The organism is Vibrio sp. F13, from assembly GCF_020806305.2.
Classification (GTDB): domain Bacteria; phylum Pseudomonadota; class Gammaproteobacteria; order Enterobacterales; family Vibrionaceae; genus Vibrio; species Vibrio crassostreae_C.
In genome coordinates, this window is record NZ_CP170175.1 from 1,942,200 (window position 1) to 1,958,947 (window position 16,748).

A 16,748-nucleotide genomic window follows, 5' to 3' on the forward strand; every position below is an offset into this window, starting at 1 on the left:
CCTTTAACTCCTTACAGGAGCTGAATGTGAAAGACTTATTAAACTTTCTAAAAGCACAGCATAAGACCGAAGAATTTGATGCAATCAAAATCGGTCTATCTTCACCAGACATGATCCGTTCATGGTCTTTTGGTGAAGTTAAAAAGCCGGAAACAATTAACTATCGTACGTTCAAACCTGAACGTGATGGTCTGTTCTGTGCACGTATTTTTGGTCCAGTTAAAGACTACGAATGTCTTTGTGGCAAATACAAGCGCCTGAAGCACCGTGGTGTTATCTGTGAGAAGTGTGGCGTTGAAGTTACACAAACTAAAGTTCGTCGTGACCGCATGGGCCACATCGAGCTAGCTTCACCAGTTGCTCACATCTGGTTCCTAAAATCACTGCCGTCTCGTATCGGTCTACTAATGGATATCCCTCTACGTGATATCGAACGTGTTCTTTACTTCGAGATGTACGTAGTAACTGAACCAGGTATGACTGATCTAGAAAAATCTCAGATGCTTACTGAAGAAGAGTATCTGGATCGTCTAGAAGAGTGGGGTGACGAATTTACTGCTAAGATGGGTGCTGAAGCGATCAAAGATCTGCTTGCAACAATGGACCTTCATCAAGAAGTGGAAGAAATGCGCGAAGAGTTAGAAACGACTAACTCAGAAACTAAGCGTAAAAAAGTTACTAAGCGCCTGAAGCTAGTTGAAGCGTTCATTGCATCGGGTAACGATCCGCAATGGATGATTCTGACTGTACTTCCGGTTCTGCCGCCAGATCTACGTCCTCTAGTACCACTAGATGGCGGTCGTTTTGCGACTTCAGATCTGAACGACCTTTACCGTCGTGTGATCAACCGTAACAACCGTTTGAAGCGCCTTCTAGAGCTAGCTGCTCCGGACATCATCGTACGTAACGAAAAGCGTATGCTGCAAGAGTCTGTTGATGCACTTCTAGATAACGGTCGTCGTGGTCGTGCTATCACTGGTTCTAACAAGCGTCCTCTGAAATCTCTTGCTGATATGATCAAGGGTAAACAAGGTCGTTTCCGTCAGAACCTTCTAGGTAAACGTGTAGACTACTCTGGCCGTTCTGTAATCACAGTAGGTCCATACCTTCGTCTACATCAGTGTGGTCTTCCTAAGAAGATGGCACTTGAGCTATTTAAGCCGTTCATCTACAGCAAGCTAGAAACTCGTGGCATGGCTACGACAATCAAAGCTGCTAAGAAGATGGTAGAGCGCGAAGAAGCTATCGTTTGGGATATCCTGGACGAAGTAATCCGCGAACACCCAGTACTGCTTAACCGTGCACCTACACTTCACCGTCTAGGTATCCAAGCGTTTGAACCAGTACTAATCGAAGGTAAAGCGATTCAGCTTCACCCACTAGTGTGTGCGGCATACAACGCCGACTTCGATGGTGACCAAATGGCGGTACACGTGCCTCTAACTCTAGAAGCACAGCTTGAAGCACGTACACTGATGATGTCGACGAATAACATTCTGTCGCCAGCGTCAGGTGATCCGATCATCGTACCTTCTCAGGACGTTGTATTGGGTCTTTACTACATGACACGTGACAAGATCAACGTGAAAGGCGAAGGTATGTACCTTGCTGGCCCTGCTGAGGCTGAAAAGGCATACCGTACTAAGACTGCTGAGCTACACGCTCGCGTTAAAGTACGTATCACCGAAACTGTAGTAGACGAAGATGGTAACAGCACTACTGAAACGAAGATGGTTGATACAACTGTCGGCCGTGCAATGCTATGGCAAATCGTTCCAGCTGGCCTACCGTACAGCATCGTTAACCAAAAGTTAGGTAAGAAGCAGATCTCTACTCTTCTTAACGAGTGTTACCGTAAGCTTGGTCTAAAAGATACAGTAGTATTTGCTGACCAAATCATGTACGCAGGTTTTGCATACGCTGCACTTTCTGGTGTTTCTGTAGGTATCGACGATATGGTTGTACCTCAAGCGAAATACGATGAAATTGAATCTGCTGAAGAAGAAGTTCGCGAAATCCAAGAGCAATTCCAATCTGGTCTTGTTACTGCGGGTGAGCGTTACAACAAAGTTATCGATATCTGGGCATCTACGAATGACCGCGTTGCGAAAGCAATGATGGATAACCTATCTTCTGAAACAGTTATCAACCGTGACGGCGAAGAAGAACAGCAAGAATCGTTCAACAGCATCTACATGATGGCCGACTCGGGCGCACGTGGTTCTGCAGCTCAGATTCGTCAGCTAGCAGGTATGCGTGGTCTGATGGCGCGTCCAGATGGTTCAATCATCGAAACGCCGATCACAGCGAACTTTAAAGAAGGTCTAAACGTCCTTCAGTACTTTATCTCAACGCACGGTGCTCGTAAGGGTCTTGCGGATACAGCACTGAAAACAGCAAACTCGGGTTACCTAACTCGTCGTCTAGTAGACGTTGCTCAAGACGTTGTAGTACACGAACATGACTGTGGCACGCATGAAGGTATCGACATGATGCCTCACATCGAAGGTGGTGACGTTAAAGTTGCACTTTCTGAGCTTGCTCTAGGTCGTGTAGTAGCTGAAGACGTTCTTAAGCCTGGTACTGAAGATGTACTGATTCCACGTAATACTCTGATTGATGAGAAGTGGTGTCAAATCATGGAAGACAACTCAGTAGATAGCATGAAAGTGCGCTCTGTTGTTACCTGTGATGCAGACTTCGGTTGTTGTGCACAGTGTTACGGTCGTGACCTAGCACGTGGTCACCTAGTGAACCAAGGTGAAGCAGTTGGTGTTATCGCTGCACAATCTATCGGTGAACCGGGTACACAGCTAACGATGCGTACGTTCCACATCGGTGGTGCGGCATCTACTGCAGCAGCAGAGAACAGCATCCAAGCTAAGACAACTGGTACTGTGAAACTTCACAATGCTAAGTTCGTAGTTAACAAAGATAAGAAACTGGTTATCACTTCTCGTGCATCTGAGATGACGATTATTGATGAATTCGGCCGTACTAAAGAGAAGCACAAACTTCCTTACGGTTCGATGCTAACCAAAGGCGACAACGCAGCAGTTACTGCTGGTGAAGTTGTAGCTAACTGGGAAGCGCATACCATGCCAATCATCACTGAAGTGGCAGGTCGTATCCAATTCGTAGATATGATCGATGGTATTACAGTTTCTCGTCAAACTGACGATCTAACGGGTCTTTCTTCAAGTGAAGTTACAGACGCAGCAGCTCGCCCAGCAGCAGGTAAAGATATGCGTCCAGCTATCAAACTTGTTGATGAGCAAGGTAACGACGTAATGATCCCTGGTACTGATATGCCAGCTCACTACTTCCTACCTGGCAAAGCGATTGTAAACATCGAAGATGGCGCTGAAGTTGGCATCGGTGACACACTATCTCGTATCCCTCAAAAATCGAGCGGAAACAAAGATATCACCGGTGGTCTACCACGCGTAGCTGACCTATTCGAAGCTCGTAAGCCTAAAGAGCCTGCGATCCTTGCTGAGCACACAGGTACTGTGTCTTTCGGTAAAGAAACGAAAGGTAAGCGTCGTCTAGTAATCACTCGTGAAGGCGGTGACGCTTACGAAGAGATGATTCCTAAGCATCGTCAATTGAACGTGTTCGAAGGTGAGAAGATTGAACGTGGTGATGTAATCGCCGACGGTCCTGAAACTCCACACGATATCCTGCGTCTACGTGGTATCCACGCAGTAACTCAGTACATCGCGAACGAAGTTCAAGAAGTTTACCGCTTACAAGGCGTAAAGATTAACGATAAGCACATCGAGACTATCGTTCGTCAAATGCTACGTAAGTGTACAATCACTCATTCTGGTGACTCTCCGTTCCTACCTGGCGAACAAGTTGAGTACCACAATGTTAAGATTGCTAACCGTAAGCTAGAAGCTGAAGGTAAAGAACTAGTACGTTTCGAACGTGATCTACTAGGTATTACTAAAGCATCTCTTGCAACTGAGTCATTCATCTCAGCTGCATCGTTCCAAGAAACGACTCGCGTACTAACAGAAGCTGCGGTTTCTGGTAAGCGTGATGACCTTCGCGGTCTGAAAGAGAACGTAATTGTTGGTCGTCTGATCCCAGCTGGTACTGGTTTCGCATACCACCAAGAGCGTCAAAAACAACGTGAAGAAGAGCAAGAAGGTCCTTCAGCTGAACAAGCTACTGACAATCTAGCAGCACTTCTAAACGCTGGTTTCTCTTCAGAAGAGTAAGCTCTACGAGTAGTCTCTAAGAGATAAGAAAAAGGCACCTTCGGGTGCCTTTTTTGTATCTGGCGTATTGGTATTTAGCTATGACTTATAAAGTGATAGGTGTGCTTATCTAGCTGGTGAGGTTGGATTTATGTCCTGAAGAGTGCTCTTTGAGGCCAGTAAGATAAAGGGTAGAGATGACTAGGCTGATTAGGGCTGTAACCATATGCTTATGGCTAAAGGTCAGGGCGAGCGAGTAAGCTCTGTCTGAAAGGTTCTGGGTAGTTTGGATAACCTTACAGACAAAACAAAAAGCTTGCACAGAGGCAAGCTTATTAAGGATTCGGCTAACTAAGCGCCTGGTGGAATCGCTAAACTGTCTGCAATAAGCTGGATAAGATTATCTTCTACTTCAAAACGTAGTTCGAGTAGTTCACCTACTTTGGACATATCTCCTTCGAAGTTAGGCAACTCATCGTCTGCATTTACTTTAACGTACTTATCATTGAATTCTAGAAGCGGCTCGGTTGTAAGTACGATCTTCGCGTAAGTTGTATCAATCTCGTCATTGGTTTTAAAGCCTGTTGCTTGCCATTTTTTCATGACCATATCGTAGATCTTAAAATGACCCTCTGAGATATAATCGACAACATGATCACAGAATGAGCTTATTTCTTTAGGGGAAGGGAGTTCAACAACGTTTGATTGCCCGTTGCTAGCTGGCTGCAAGGCACCTAGCTTACAATACTCAACGATTAGAGACTGTCGAGTTTCGAGCCAATGATCGATGACCTCATTAGAGCCACCCCATTGTTCTTGTATTTGTTTGAATTTATTTAGCATGACCATGTCCTCATGATCTGATCACAACCTTGTGATCAAGTAATTGCCTAAGCAGGGTCCGTTTTATTGGTAGCTACTAAGAGTAATAGCTTGAAATATTCTCTGCTACAACTCTAGTATGAAATTAGATTGCCAGTAAAATGAACGAACTGCAAGCAATGAGGCATAGGGATGTTTAAAAAAAGTGATAACAAAATGACAGAGCAAGCTTATTGGTGCGTCGTTTCTGGTAGTGATATTTGGGTTAATAATGATCAGTTTCCGTTTGGCTCTGCTGAAGAGCTTGGGCTGAATGTGGAGCATGCAATCTGTATTGGTCAGCATCAAGGTCGCAAGGTGTATTGGCTCAACGATTGTGATGTGGAGAATGAGCTGAGCATGGTCAGCCTAAGAGAGTTACTGCACTGGCCTGAAGTGAGTTTCTTGACTGCAAGCAAAGCCATCCAATATGGGCATATGACTCAAAGTATGCGTTTTTGCCCTCAGTGTGGTGGTCGAAATCATCTCAACCATAACCAGGTGGCGATGCAGTGTGGAGATTGCCGCACACTTCATTATCCTCGTATCTTCCCGTGCATCATTGTCGCTGTACGAAACGACAACAAGATATTGCTTGCGCAGCACCCAAGACATAAGACAGGTATGTATACCGTGATAGCGGGCTTCCTAGAGGTCGGAGAGACCTTAGAGCAGTGTGTGGCAAGAGAAGTCAAAGAAGAAACGGGTATCGATGTCGATAATATTCGTTATTTTGGCAGCCAGCCATGGGCGTTTCCATCGAGTATGATGATGGGCTTTCTCGCAGATTATGCTGGTGGTACGCTCAAGCCTGACTACAGCGAGCTATCGGATGCTCAATGGTTTGACGTAACAAGCCTGCCTGATGTTGCTCCTGTTGGAACCATTGCGAGACAGTTGATTGAGAAAACCGTTGATGACGTGATGAAAGATGGTGTGACTGAGCAGATACTAGAGCACTAATTTGCCTGTGATAGTATTTGGCCTATGGGTGATCAAAAGCTAAAAAAAACCCTCCACAAGTGGAGGGGGTAAGTAAGATGTCGTTATGAGATGCTGAGTAGTGACTACTCAGATGTTATAATTGTAATTTTCGCTAGCGAACAAATTTTTAACATGCTCCCGTAATTGGGTGCAAATTAAGCATTGATTTAAAAGTTAATAACTTGATCTAGGTTGCAAAGCACAAAGCTTTTACCCTTCAATCAGTGTTAGAATACTTGCCATCAAAACTAGACAAGATTGAATTGGAATTTAACGGAATGACCGAATTAAAAAACGATCGCTATTTACGCGCACTTTTAAAACAGCCTGTTGATTACACACCGGTATGGATGATGCGCCAAGCTGGCCGCTATCTTCCTGAATACAAAGCAACGCGCGCTGAAGCGGGCGATTTCATGTCTTTGTGCAAAAACGCGGAACTGGCATCAGAAGTAACACTTCAACCTTTACGTCGTTTCCCGCTTGATGCGGCAATCTTGTTCTCAGACATCCTAACTATCCCTGATGCAATGGGCTTAGGTTTGTACTTTGAAACAGGTGAAGGTCCTAAGTTTGAGCGTCCTATCACGTGTAAAGCTGACGTAGAGAAGATTGGCCTACCTGATCCAGAAGGCGAGCTTCAATACGTAATGAATGCCGTTCGTCAGATCCGTAAAGACCTGAAAGGCGAAGTGCCACTGATTGGTTTCTCTGGTAGCCCATGGACTCTAGCGACATACATGGTTGAAGGTGGAAGCTCTAAAGCATTCACTAAGATCAAGAAGATGATGTACGCAGAACCACAAACGCTGCACCTGCTTCTAGACAAGCTGGCTGACAGTGTTATCGAATACTTGAACGCGCAAATTAAAGCGGGTGCTCAATCGGTAATGGTATTTGATACATGGGGTGGTGTACTGACTCCTCGTGACTACAACCTATTCTCACTGCAATACATGCACAAAATCGTTGATGGCCTAATCCGTGAAAACGAAGGTCGTCGAGTACCGGTTACTCTGTTCACTAAGAACGGTGGCATGTGGCTTGAGTCTATCGCAGCAACAGGTTGTGATGCGGTTGGTCTAGACTGGACAATCAACATCGCAGATGCAAAAGCTCGCATCGGCGACAAAGTTGCTCTGCAAGGTAACATGGATCCTTCAATGCTTTACGCTCAGCCTGAACGTATTCGCGAAGAAGTGGGCAGCATCCTTGAAGGCTTCGGCGACGGTGGTACAGGTCATGTATTTAACCTAGGCCACGGTATCCACTTAGATGTACCGCCAGAGAACGCTGGTGTATTCGTTGACGCTGTTCACGAATTGTCTAAGCCTTACCACAAGTAATTCTGAGTAAGATTATTGAAAGCGCTGTTGGGAAACCAACAGCGCTTTTTTATTGCCTGAAATTGGCATTTGATGGCGGTTTAATCTTGTTGTGTGCAGTTAATTGGGTATTTGGATCATGGTAGGCCAAATACATCAGAGATGTGTTTCCTGATATAAGGAATGACTTCACTTTCAAACCAAGGGTTCTTCTTGAGCCAGATATTATTGCGTGGCGAAGGGTGGGGTAATGGCAAAAACTCAGGCGCCCACCTTTGCCAATCACGCACGGTTTCGGTCAATGTGCTGGTGGTCTTGTTTGTTAGGTAATGGTTTTGTGCGTACTGGCCAATCAGCAGTGTCATTTGAATATTGGGTAGAGATTGCAGCACTTTGTTATGCCAAAGCTCCGCGCACTCTTTGCGTGGTGGAAGATCACCACTTTTCCCTTTCCCCGGATAACAAAACCCCATAGGCACAATCGCGACTTTTTGCTCGTCGTAAAAAGTATCGCTATCTATCCCTAACCATCCTCTTAATCGTTCGCCACTCGCGTCATTCCAAGGGGTCGACGACTCATGCACCTTGATACCCGGCGCTTGACCTATGATCAGCAAGCGCGCGTTTGGATGCGCTTGAATCACCGGGTTAGCACCGTGTGATAGGTGAGGCTCACAAGCTCGGCATTGTCGAATCTCTTTAAGTAACGAAGAGGACATCAGTAACCTTTATCAAAATCGATGACATGATTAAGTGTAAAGCCATCTCGCCACTGTTTGTAATTCTCTGCGAAGATCTCGACTACTTGTCTTGGCTCACTGAGTGCAGCGATGTGTGGAGTGATGGTGACTTGCGGTAGTTTCCAGAAAGGATGTTCCTGAGAGAGGGGTTCACTTTCAAACACATCTAAAAATGCGTGTTCTACCCATCTGTTTTTTATGGCGAGCAACAAGGCTTTATTGTCGATGCTTTCCCCTCGACCGACATTAAACAGCAACACATTAGAGCAGTAACCTAACGTGGTTTGGTTCAACAGCTGATAGGTTTCAGCGGTTGATGGCAAGGTGTTGACCACAATATCGGCCTGCTTAAGGGCAGCCTCTATCTCATTGATGTGGAAAGTCTCTTTAAAGGTTTCTTGTTTGGATGGGATGCCGGTACGGTTGACACCTATGGTATGAATACCAAAAGCCGCCGCGGTTTTTGCCAAATGACTGCCGATTGAACCTGTTCCTAAAATCACCATAGTTTTGTCAGTTAGGCTAGTATAAAGCTGTGGCTGCCAGTTTCGTTGTTGTTGATGCTGGTGGTAATGAGGGAAGTGTCTACAGTGACTGATTGTGTAACCCAATACGTATTCTGCGATAGCCGGACCAAAGATGCCTTTGACGTTGGTTAGCGTATAGTCCTGACGCAGATCTGGCTGAGTGAGTTTATTGATTCCGGCATAGGTACTCTGTACCCAGTCTAGCTCTTTAAACTCGCCGAGGCGCTCTGCGATTAGAGGTGGTGACGCCAAGACAATCTGTGCTGATTTGGGGTTTTGAGTGATTTCTAGGTCGGGTAAATCCTGGTTTAGAATCAGTTGCGTATAGGTATCGTCATGCTCAGTAAGAATATAGAGCTTATTCGTAAAATTGTTCATCGGCTTACCTTTTCCCCCCAGGATTTATCAAGTACACTTTCGCTGTCTTTTTCTGCAATTATTGAGTGACTATGCTTCAGAATCCACTGCAGGTTCGTCTTGAAAAGTTAGAACCTTGGCAACAAATTACCTTTATGGCGTGTCTATGTGAGCGTATGTACCCTAACTATGCCATGTTTTGTGAGAATACAGAATTTGCGGAAGCTCGAATCTATCGTGATGTTTTGGATAGCATTTGGGAAATCCTGACGGTTAAAACAGCAAAGGTGAACTTTGAGCGTCAACTTGAGAAGGTTGAAGAGCTATTCCCTAGCGGTGATGATTTTGATTTTTATGGTGTTTACCCAGCAATGGACGCATGCCAAGGCCTAGCAACGCTAATTCATGGTCTGCTTGACCGTGAACATATGTTGGAAGCGGTAATTAAAGTGAGTCAACAATCGGTGAAGACGGTTGCTGAGCTTGAGTTTGCTCAAGGCGCTGAAGAAGTGACGAACGAAAACCAGAAAGAAAACGAAGCGGTGTGTGAAGAGTGGGACGTTCAGTGGGCCATTTTCCGACCTCTACGTGAAACGACTGAGCGTGACTTAGAGCTGATCAAAGACCTACGCCACGAACTGCGTGAAGACCCAGTCAGTAACATTGGTGTTGCGCTATAATTCGCAATTGCACCAAGGTACGAATAAAAACAAAGGCTCCCTAGGGAGCCTTTGTGGTATCTGACGGTATCAAATTTAGATTAAGCGTCTTTTTTGTCTTCGTTCTACACTTTGTCTTTTGATGCCTTATCTTTTGATGCGTCGTCGTCATTCGTTGATTTTGCATCTGAAGAGTCGTTGTCTGCTGGAGTTTCTTCCTCGTCCTCGTCATCGCGGTTTTCGATAACACCGTGTGTCTCTTTCCACTTCTCCCAGCGTTGGAACGCCAGTTCTTGCATGTCAGTCGTCTTATCCGCTTCGTCGACAATCTCTTCGCCCACTAGGTGCTCAAAGATGTCTTCTAGGGTGATGATGCCCTGAATAGTGCCGTATTCGTCCACAACTAAAGACAGTTGCAGGCGGTTTGCCATCATCTGGTCAAAGGCCTTAGCCAAGCCCATGTTGTTCAGCAACACGTGGATAGGGCGCATTACTTCACCCAAAGCTTTCTCACCACAACCGGCTTGCTGCAATCTAAACAGCTCTAAGCGGTGAACAAAACCGATGATGTTGTCACTCTGCTCGCTGTAAACCAGCGGACGTGAGAATGGCGTGTCTTTATGTTGTTCTAGGAACGTATTCACACTCATTTCCGCATCAACACGGAATACCACTGGGCGCGGCGTCATTACCTGAGTCACGGGTACATCTTGAATACCCAGTAGGTTGCTCAGGATTTTTGACTCGCCTTCTGCAAATTCACCGCTCTCTTTTGCCAAAATCGCCATTGCAGATAACTCATCACGCATTTTTGGTGCTTGGTGGCCACGAGCAAGACGTTTGGTGATCTGTTCTGAGAACCATACAAACGGTGTTAGGAAGAACACCATCCAACGAAGCACGCTTGCCGAAGCAGGAGCAAGTTGACGCCAGTAGGTTGCACCAATGGTTTTTGGAACAATCTCAGATAATACCAAGATACCTAGCGTTAGCACGGCAGAGAAGACACCTAACCATTGGCTACCAAAAACGACAGCCGCTTGTGCACCTGCTGTCGCAGCACCGATAGTATGGGCGATGGTGTTGAGCGTTAAAATTGACGCAAGCGGGCGGTCAATATCTGTTTTCAGTTTGTCTAAAGACTCTGCTGCAGGGTGCCCATTTTGTTTTAGTTGAGCAATGTAGCTCGGACTAATACTCAAAAGTACAGCTTCCAAAACAGAACAAATGAAAGAAACTCCAATAGCAATGGAGACGTAAATAGATAGCAGCAGCATGTTTGCCCTTAAATTAAATTGTACGCTTTAGCAGCGATTCAGCGTGGATTATAGTGAAAAAGTAGTGGCTAGGTCATCATTAATTTTGCTCTCAGCCCCTTTTAAACAAGGGCTTGCTTAATAAAATCAGTAACAAATTGTGAGTTATTACTCATATTATGGCTAAAACTACGGCATTAGAGCTAAAGATCGACGACAAACCTTTGCCAGATGGGGCATTTATGTTTTAGAGTGAATTGAATTCAAAAATACAAAGAAGGGAAACCTAAAATGAACAAGACTCAATTAATCGACTTTATTGCTGAAAAAGCGGACCTTTCTAAAGCACAAGCTAAAGCTGCTCTAGAAGCGACTCTTGGCGGTGTTACAGATGCTCTTAAAGATGGCGATCAAGTTCAGCTAATTGGTTTTGGTACTTTTAAAGTAAACCACCGTGCAGCTCGCACTGGTCGTAACCCAAAAACTGGTGATGAGATCCAAATCGCTGCTGCAAATGTTCCAGCATTTGTTGCAGGTAAAGCGCTGAAAGATTCAGTGAAATAATCTAAACTGTACCGAGGTAGTCGTATTCCACCTCGGTACAGGTTTTTATGAAAAAAGCATTTCTTCTCGTTTCACTATTATCTACATTTCTTATTGGCTGTTCTTCAACAAGCCCTCGCAAAAACCTAGAGCAATTTGAAACTCACACTGGCGGCCAAGTCATGGGCGACGCGACGAGTTTCTACTGGGTTACAAACAAGCTAACACAACCTCATACTTCAGCTGACTACGTCACTGTCGGCGATTACGGCTGGTACCAAACTGATTATGCTTGGTCAGAAGGCGTGCTTCGTGAATTCATTCGTGAAGGCGAGCAGCGTAACTCTTCTAATGAGCTGGTTCCCTATCGAGTCCATGTGCGTTTCAATAAGTCAGGCGAAGCTGTGTATCAACAGTATCGTATTGATAGCAAAATCTTACCTATCCAAGCCAAGCAGCTTGAAAACTATCAGAAAGAAGCGACGTCGGTTCTAGAGACCACAACGAAGCAGCATGATGAAGGGCTTAGGCTGATTCAGGGTTACTGGAATGGCAGCTCTTTTAAAACGTGCGCTGGTGGTGAGTTTGATCGCATTGAATTTAACCAGACCTTGCCAGGCTTCGTGATTGACCGATTGGCGTCTGTGGAAAGCTATGCGGCGTTTCTTGGCAGTGATTCACTGGGTAAGATGAGCGTGGAAGAGTTACTGATGCTGGCTGAAGACAGCCATGATTGTGTCGTTAGGCCATCATTGTTGAAAGAATAGCGAGTAATCAAAGGATTGAGAGTATTTGGCCTACTGTAGGCCAAGTGCCTATTTGTCTGTACAAATACAGATTCTTGTGTAAATGAGATAATAAAAGGCGCCTATTGAGGCGCCTTTTTCTGTTATTCACTTGCTGTCATTTGCTTACTGTTATTGGAAAGTAAGCGAGCAACAAGATTGTTTACTGCTCTTGTTCGCGCGCAATCGCACGGTAACCAATATCATTGCGGTGGAACATACCATTCCAGCTAACTTGCTTCGTCAACGCGTAAGCGCGCTCTTGAGCCTCAGAAACCGTATTGCCCAGTGCTGTTGCACAAAGTACACGACCGCCGTTTGTCACAACGTCGCCAGCTTCATTATTTGTCGTACCCGCGTGGAAAACCTTTTGGCCTTCAACTTCGCTTGTTGGTAGTGAAATAACGTCACCTTTTGCGTAGTCAGCAGGGTAACCGCCAGCCGCAAGAACAACACCGATAGAAGCGCGTGGATCCCACTTCGATTCTGCTTCGTCGAGCTTCTCGTCGATAGCCATTAGGCAAAGTTCAACAAGGTCTGACTCCATACGCATCATGATAGGTTGCGTTTCAGGGTCGCCAAAGCGGCAGTTGTATTCGATAACTTTAGGTGTGCCGTCAGCATCGATCATTAGGCCAGCGTAAAGGAAACCTGTGTAAGGTGCGCCTTCTGCGTCCATACCACGTACCGTTGGGTAGATAACTTCCTCAAGGATACGGTTGTGGATTTCTGGAGTTACAACCGGCGCAGGAGAGTAAGCACCCATGCCGCCCGTGTTTGGCCCAGTGTCTTTGTCGCCAACACGTTTGTGATCTTGGCTGGTGGCCATAGGAAGCACGCTAGAGCCGTCAACCATTACGATGAAGCTTGCTTCTTCGCCTTCGAGGAACTCTTCGATAACAACGCGGCTGCCTGCTTCGCCAAAGGCGTTGCCCGCTAGCATGTCTTTGATTGCGTCTTCTGCTTCTTCAAGGGTCATCGCAACGATAACGCCTTTACCTGCCGCAAGACCGTCAGCTTTCACTACGATAGGAGCGCCTTGCTCGCGAACGTAAGCGATAGCTGGCTCAATCTCAGTGAAGTTTGAGTAGTAACCTGTTGGGATATCATGACGAGCTAGGAAGTCTTTAGTGAATGCTTTAGAGCCTTCAAGCTGTGCTGCAGCTTGAGTAGGGCCGAAGATTGGCAAACCTACTTCGCGGAATGCATCAACCACACCGATAACCAATGGTGCTTCAGGGCCCACGATAGTCAGTTCGATTTTTTTATCTTGAGCAAACGCGACTAAACCAGCGATGTCTTCAACGCCGATGTTTACGTTCTCTAGTTTTGGCTCAAGTGCAGTACCTGCGTTACCTGGAGCAATGAATACTGTTTCAACGTTTGGGTTTTGTGCCGCTTTCCAACCAAGTGCATGCTCACGACCGCCGGCACCGATAATCAATACATTCATGTTTTAAAATCCTTATAGCTGCTTCAGAGCCTTTATTTCTGTGTCAAACATGCTCACTTATGGTCATAAGCTCCGCGTGTTTTCCTTGAACTAAAGTCACTGACTTGCTCTACGTATTTCAAATATCGGAATATTTAAAAAACAAAATTATAAGTTTTGCTCAAAGTAGTTGGTGATGTGGCTAGGCAGCAATTGAGCCCATCCCCGGGAGCATAGTCCGCTATGTGACCGGGGTGGGCGAAAGCAGCTAACGACGCCACAGTGCCAAATACGAAGAGGAAATTAGTGGCGGAAGTGACGCATGCCCGTAAAGATCATCGCCATGCCGTGTTCGTCTGCTGCTGCGATAACTTCGTCATCACGCATAGAGCCGCCCGGTTGGATAACACACTTGATGCCAGCCTCTGCAGCCGCGTCGATACCGTCACGGAATGGGAAGAATGCATCTGATGCCATCACACAGCCTTCAACCTGTAGACCTTCGTCTGCAGCTTTGATGCCTGCGATTTTCGCAGAGTAAACGCGGCTCATTTGGCCAGCGCCAACACCAATTGTCATGTCGCCTTTCGAGTAAACGATAGCGTTAGATTTAACGTATTTCGCTACTTTCCAGCAGAATAGAGCATCTTTCAATTCTTCAGCTGTAGGTTGGCGCTTAGAAACCACTTTAAGGTCATCTTCAGACACCATGCCTTGGTCGCGGTCTTGAACTAGCAAACCACCGTTAACGCGTTTAACGTCAAAGCCAGTTGTCTTCGTTGTCCACTCACCACACTCAAGTAGGCGAAGGTTTTTCTTAGCCGCTACGATTGCTACTGCTTCAGCAGAAACTGATGGTGCAATGATAACTTCAACGAATTGACGCTCAGTGATAGCCGTTGCTGTTGCAGCGTCTAGCTCACGGTTGAAAGCGATGATGCCGCCAAATGCAGAAGTTGGGTCTGTTTTGAATGCACGGTCGTAAGCTTCTAGGATGTCTTCACCTAGTGCAACACCACATGGGTTAGCGTGCTTAACGATCACACATGCTGGCTGGTCGAACTCTTTCACACACTCAAGTGCTGCGTCGGTGTCAGCGATGTTGTTGTAAGAAAGGGCTTTACCTTGAATCTGGCGAGCTGTAGAAACTGATGCTTCTTCAGGGTTTGCTTCAACGTAGAATGCGGCTGCCTGGTGGCTGTTCTCACCGTAGCGCATGTCTTGCTTTTTCTCGAACTGTTGGTTGAACGTGCGAGGGAATTTAGACTCTTCGTCAGCCTTCTTTCCTTCTTCATCAAGTAGAGAGGCACCGTAAGATGGAACCATAGTGCCGAAGTAGTTTGCGATCATGCCGTCGTAAGAAGCGGTGTGCTCGAATGCTGCGATAGCGAGGTCGAAGCGAGTCTCTAGTGTTAGAGATTTATCGTTCGTGTCCATTTCAGCGACAACGCGCTCGTAGTCGTGTGCGTTAACAACGATCGTTACGTCTTTGTGGTTTTTCGCTGCAGAGCGAACCATTGTAGGGCCGCCGATGTCGATGTTCTCAACAGCATCAGCAAGGGTACAACCTTCTTTAGCAACGGTTTCTGCGAATGGGTATAGGTTTACAACAACCATATCGATAGGGTTGATACCGTGAGTTTCCATCACGTCATCATCTTGGCCACGACGGCCTAGAACACCACCATGAACTTTTGGGTGCAGAGTCTTAACACGGCCATCCATCATTTCTGGGAAACCAGTGTAGTCAGATACTTCTGTAACAGAGATGCCTTTTTCAGCAAGCAGGCGAGCAGTGCCACCGGTAGATAGGATATCTACACCACGGTTAGCAAGAGCTTGTGCAAATTCAACGATACCAGTTTTGTCTGATACGCTGATTAGAGCGCGGCGAATTGGACGAGCGTTATTCATGCTTCCATCTTCCTCAAATTCATGGGGTTAAAATAAAGATATTTGCCAAAAAAGAACTTGTTTCTATCTTCTTAGCGTGGATTATCTTAGATACCAGTAAGAGATAAAATATTGGCCAGTTTTGGTAAAGACCTTTTGGGTTAGTCTTATGATTAAGCTATAAGATAACCAACTCCAAATTTGATGGCGCAGATTCTAACTAATTTATTACAAAAAAGCTCGCGCAATCGTTTGGCATCTCAAAATTAATTATGAAAAGTGCCATTTCAGCCTGAAAAGTAACGATAAGGTTAATTGTGGAATGGACGAAACAGTAGGAAAAAACATGTTTCAGATCGGTGAATTAGCGAAGCGATGCGGTGTGACAGCCGATACCTTGCGATTTTATGAGAAGAATAACCTGATCGCGCCAGCCAGTCGCAGTGACTCGGGTTATCGCCTATATGATGAAAATAACCAGAAACAGGTGACGTTTATTCTCAAATCTAAAGCGTTGGGGCTGAGTTTGGACGAGATTAAAGAATTGCTTGAGATTCGCCTCGAGGCCACACAGCACAGTTGCGCTGAAGTGAAGTCGATTACCTCAGCAAAGCTAGAGATGATTGATGAGAAGATTACCGAGTTAACTAAGATTCGCACCGCACTTAAAAAGATTAATGATGCGTGTTGTGGTCACGTAGACGATGATGCAAGCCATTGTTCGATTCTAGCAGCCTTGGACTCAGCAAACGTCGACAAAGGTCGCTGCTGTCGCACTGGAGAGTAATCAGCGACTATCACGGATCGACAAGCCAAAAAAAAGCCAAACTCAACAATGAGCTTGGCTTTCAATTCAATAAATTACGAAAGAACGATTAGTTCATGCCGTATTTTTTAAGTTTCTTGCGAAGAGTACCGCGGTTAATACCCATCATGGTTGCTGCGCGAGTTTGGTTACCGCGAGTGTACTGCATGATAGTGTCTAGTAGTGGCTGTTCAACTTCAGCTAATACTAATTCGTATAACTCGCTGACTTCTTGACCGTTTAATTGAGCAAGGTAATTTTTCAATGATGCTTTAACTGAGTCACGTAGTGGCTTCTGCGTGATTTGGTCTTGTGATGTAACTGTAGTTACTGTCAATGCTTCTGAAGTCAGATTTTGTTCGAACATATTCGG

13 protein-coding genes and 1 pseudogene are annotated in these 16,748 nt (G+C 45.7%); 7 read left to right on the plus strand and 7 right to left on the minus strand.

Features of this window, described 5'->3' with window-relative positions; genetic code table 11:
- Positions 1-26: 26 nt before the first annotated feature.
- Positions 27-4,229 (plus strand): DNA-directed RNA polymerase subunit beta', encoded by a 4,203-nt coding sequence (rpoC, locus tag LMH68_RS08910; protein WP_017060527.1) that lies wholly within the window; start codon positions 27-29, stop codon positions 4,227-4,229.
- Positions 4,230-4,559: 330 nt separating this feature from the next.
- Here rpoC and LMH68_RS08915 read toward each other — a convergent pair whose 3' ends face one another.
- Positions 4,560-5,057, minus strand: a complete 498-nt coding sequence (locus LMH68_RS08915; protein ID WP_032546263.1) for an Rsd/AlgQ family anti-sigma factor — start codon at positions 5,055-5,057, stop codon at positions 4,560-4,562.
- Between the two features lie 165 nt (positions 5,058-5,222).
- Between LMH68_RS08915 and nudC the strand changes: the two genes are divergently transcribed.
- On the plus strand, positions 5,223-6,032 hold the full coding sequence (gene nudC / locus LMH68_RS08920) for an NAD(+) diphosphatase (protein ID WP_229647408.1): 810 nt from the start codon (positions 5,223-5,225) through the stop codon (positions 6,030-6,032).
- Positions 6,033-6,331: 299 nt separating this feature from the next.
- Entirely contained in the window at positions 6,332-7,399 is a 1,068-nt protein-coding gene (gene hemE, locus LMH68_RS08925; protein WP_017060530.1) for a uroporphyrinogen decarboxylase, read from the plus strand.
- Between the two features lie 49 nt (positions 7,400-7,448).
- Here hemE and LMH68_RS08930 read toward each other — a convergent pair.
- Together LMH68_RS08930 and LMH68_RS08935 are read right to left on the minus strand one after the other, a co-directional pair.
- A pseudogene (locus LMH68_RS08930) lies at positions 7,449-8,097 on the minus strand (uracil-DNA glycosylase family protein).
- On the minus strand, positions 8,097-9,023 hold the full coding sequence (locus LMH68_RS08935) for a D-2-hydroxyacid dehydrogenase (RefSeq protein ID WP_017063654.1): 927 nt from the start codon (positions 9,021-9,023) through the stop codon (positions 8,097-8,099). Before LMH68_RS08935 ends, LMH68_RS08930 begins: the two are co-directional and overlap by 1 nt.
- Positions 9,024-9,094: 71 nt before the next feature.
- Between LMH68_RS08935 and LMH68_RS08940 the strand changes: the two genes are divergently transcribed.
- Positions 9,095-9,682 (plus strand): YjaG family protein, encoded by a 588-nt coding sequence (locus LMH68_RS08940; protein WP_017062699.1) that lies wholly within the window; start codon positions 9,095-9,097, stop codon positions 9,680-9,682.
- Between the two features lie 104 nt (positions 9,683-9,786).
- Here LMH68_RS08940 and LMH68_RS08945 read toward each other — a convergent pair whose 3' ends face one another.
- Complete coding sequence (locus LMH68_RS08945) at positions 9,787-10,938, minus strand: CNNM domain-containing protein (protein ID WP_017062700.1); 1,152 nt, start codon at positions 10,936-10,938, stop codon at positions 9,787-9,789.
- Between the two features lie 270 nt (positions 10,939-11,208).
- Between LMH68_RS08945 and hupA the strand changes: the two genes are divergently transcribed.
- Positions 11,209-11,481 (plus strand): nucleoid-associated protein HU-alpha, encoded by a 273-nt coding sequence (gene hupA, locus LMH68_RS08950; protein WP_004729753.1) that lies wholly within the window; start codon positions 11,209-11,211, stop codon positions 11,479-11,481.
- A 47-nt stretch (positions 11,482-11,528) separates the two neighbouring features.
- Positions 11,529-12,227, plus strand: coding sequence for a DUF1481 domain-containing protein (locus tag LMH68_RS08955; RefSeq protein WP_017063655.1), 699 nt, complete (start codon positions 11,529-11,531; stop codon positions 12,225-12,227).
- Positions 12,228-12,408: 181 nt separating this feature from the next.
- On the opposite strand, the gene purD is transcribed toward LMH68_RS08955, so the two are convergent.
- Positions 12,409-13,698, minus strand: a complete 1,290-nt coding sequence (gene purD, locus LMH68_RS08960) for a phosphoribosylamine--glycine ligase (protein WP_017062702.1) — start codon at positions 13,696-13,698, stop codon at positions 12,409-12,411.
- Between the two features lie 282 nt (positions 13,699-13,980).
- Positions 13,981-15,591 (minus strand): bifunctional phosphoribosylaminoimidazolecarboxamide formyltransferase/IMP cyclohydrolase, encoded by a 1,611-nt coding sequence (gene purH / locus LMH68_RS08965; protein WP_229647409.1) that lies wholly within the window; start codon positions 15,589-15,591, stop codon positions 13,981-13,983.
- A 325-nt stretch (positions 15,592-15,916) separates the two neighbouring features.
- Between purH and zntR the strand changes: the two genes are divergently transcribed.
- Positions 15,917-16,357 carry a Zn(2+)-responsive transcriptional regulator gene (gene zntR, locus LMH68_RS08970; RefSeq protein ID WP_017062704.1) on the plus strand — a complete coding sequence of 147 codons (441 nt, stop codon included), beginning with the start codon at positions 15,917-15,919 and terminating at the stop codon, positions 16,355-16,357.
- 88 nt (positions 16,358-16,445) lie between these two features.
- On the opposite strand, the gene fis is transcribed toward zntR, so the two are convergent.
- Complete coding sequence (fis, locus tag LMH68_RS08975) at positions 16,446-16,742, minus strand: DNA-binding transcriptional regulator Fis (protein WP_004729744.1); 297 nt, start codon at positions 16,740-16,742, stop codon at positions 16,446-16,448.
- Between the last annotated feature and the right edge of the window lie 6 nt (positions 16,743-16,748).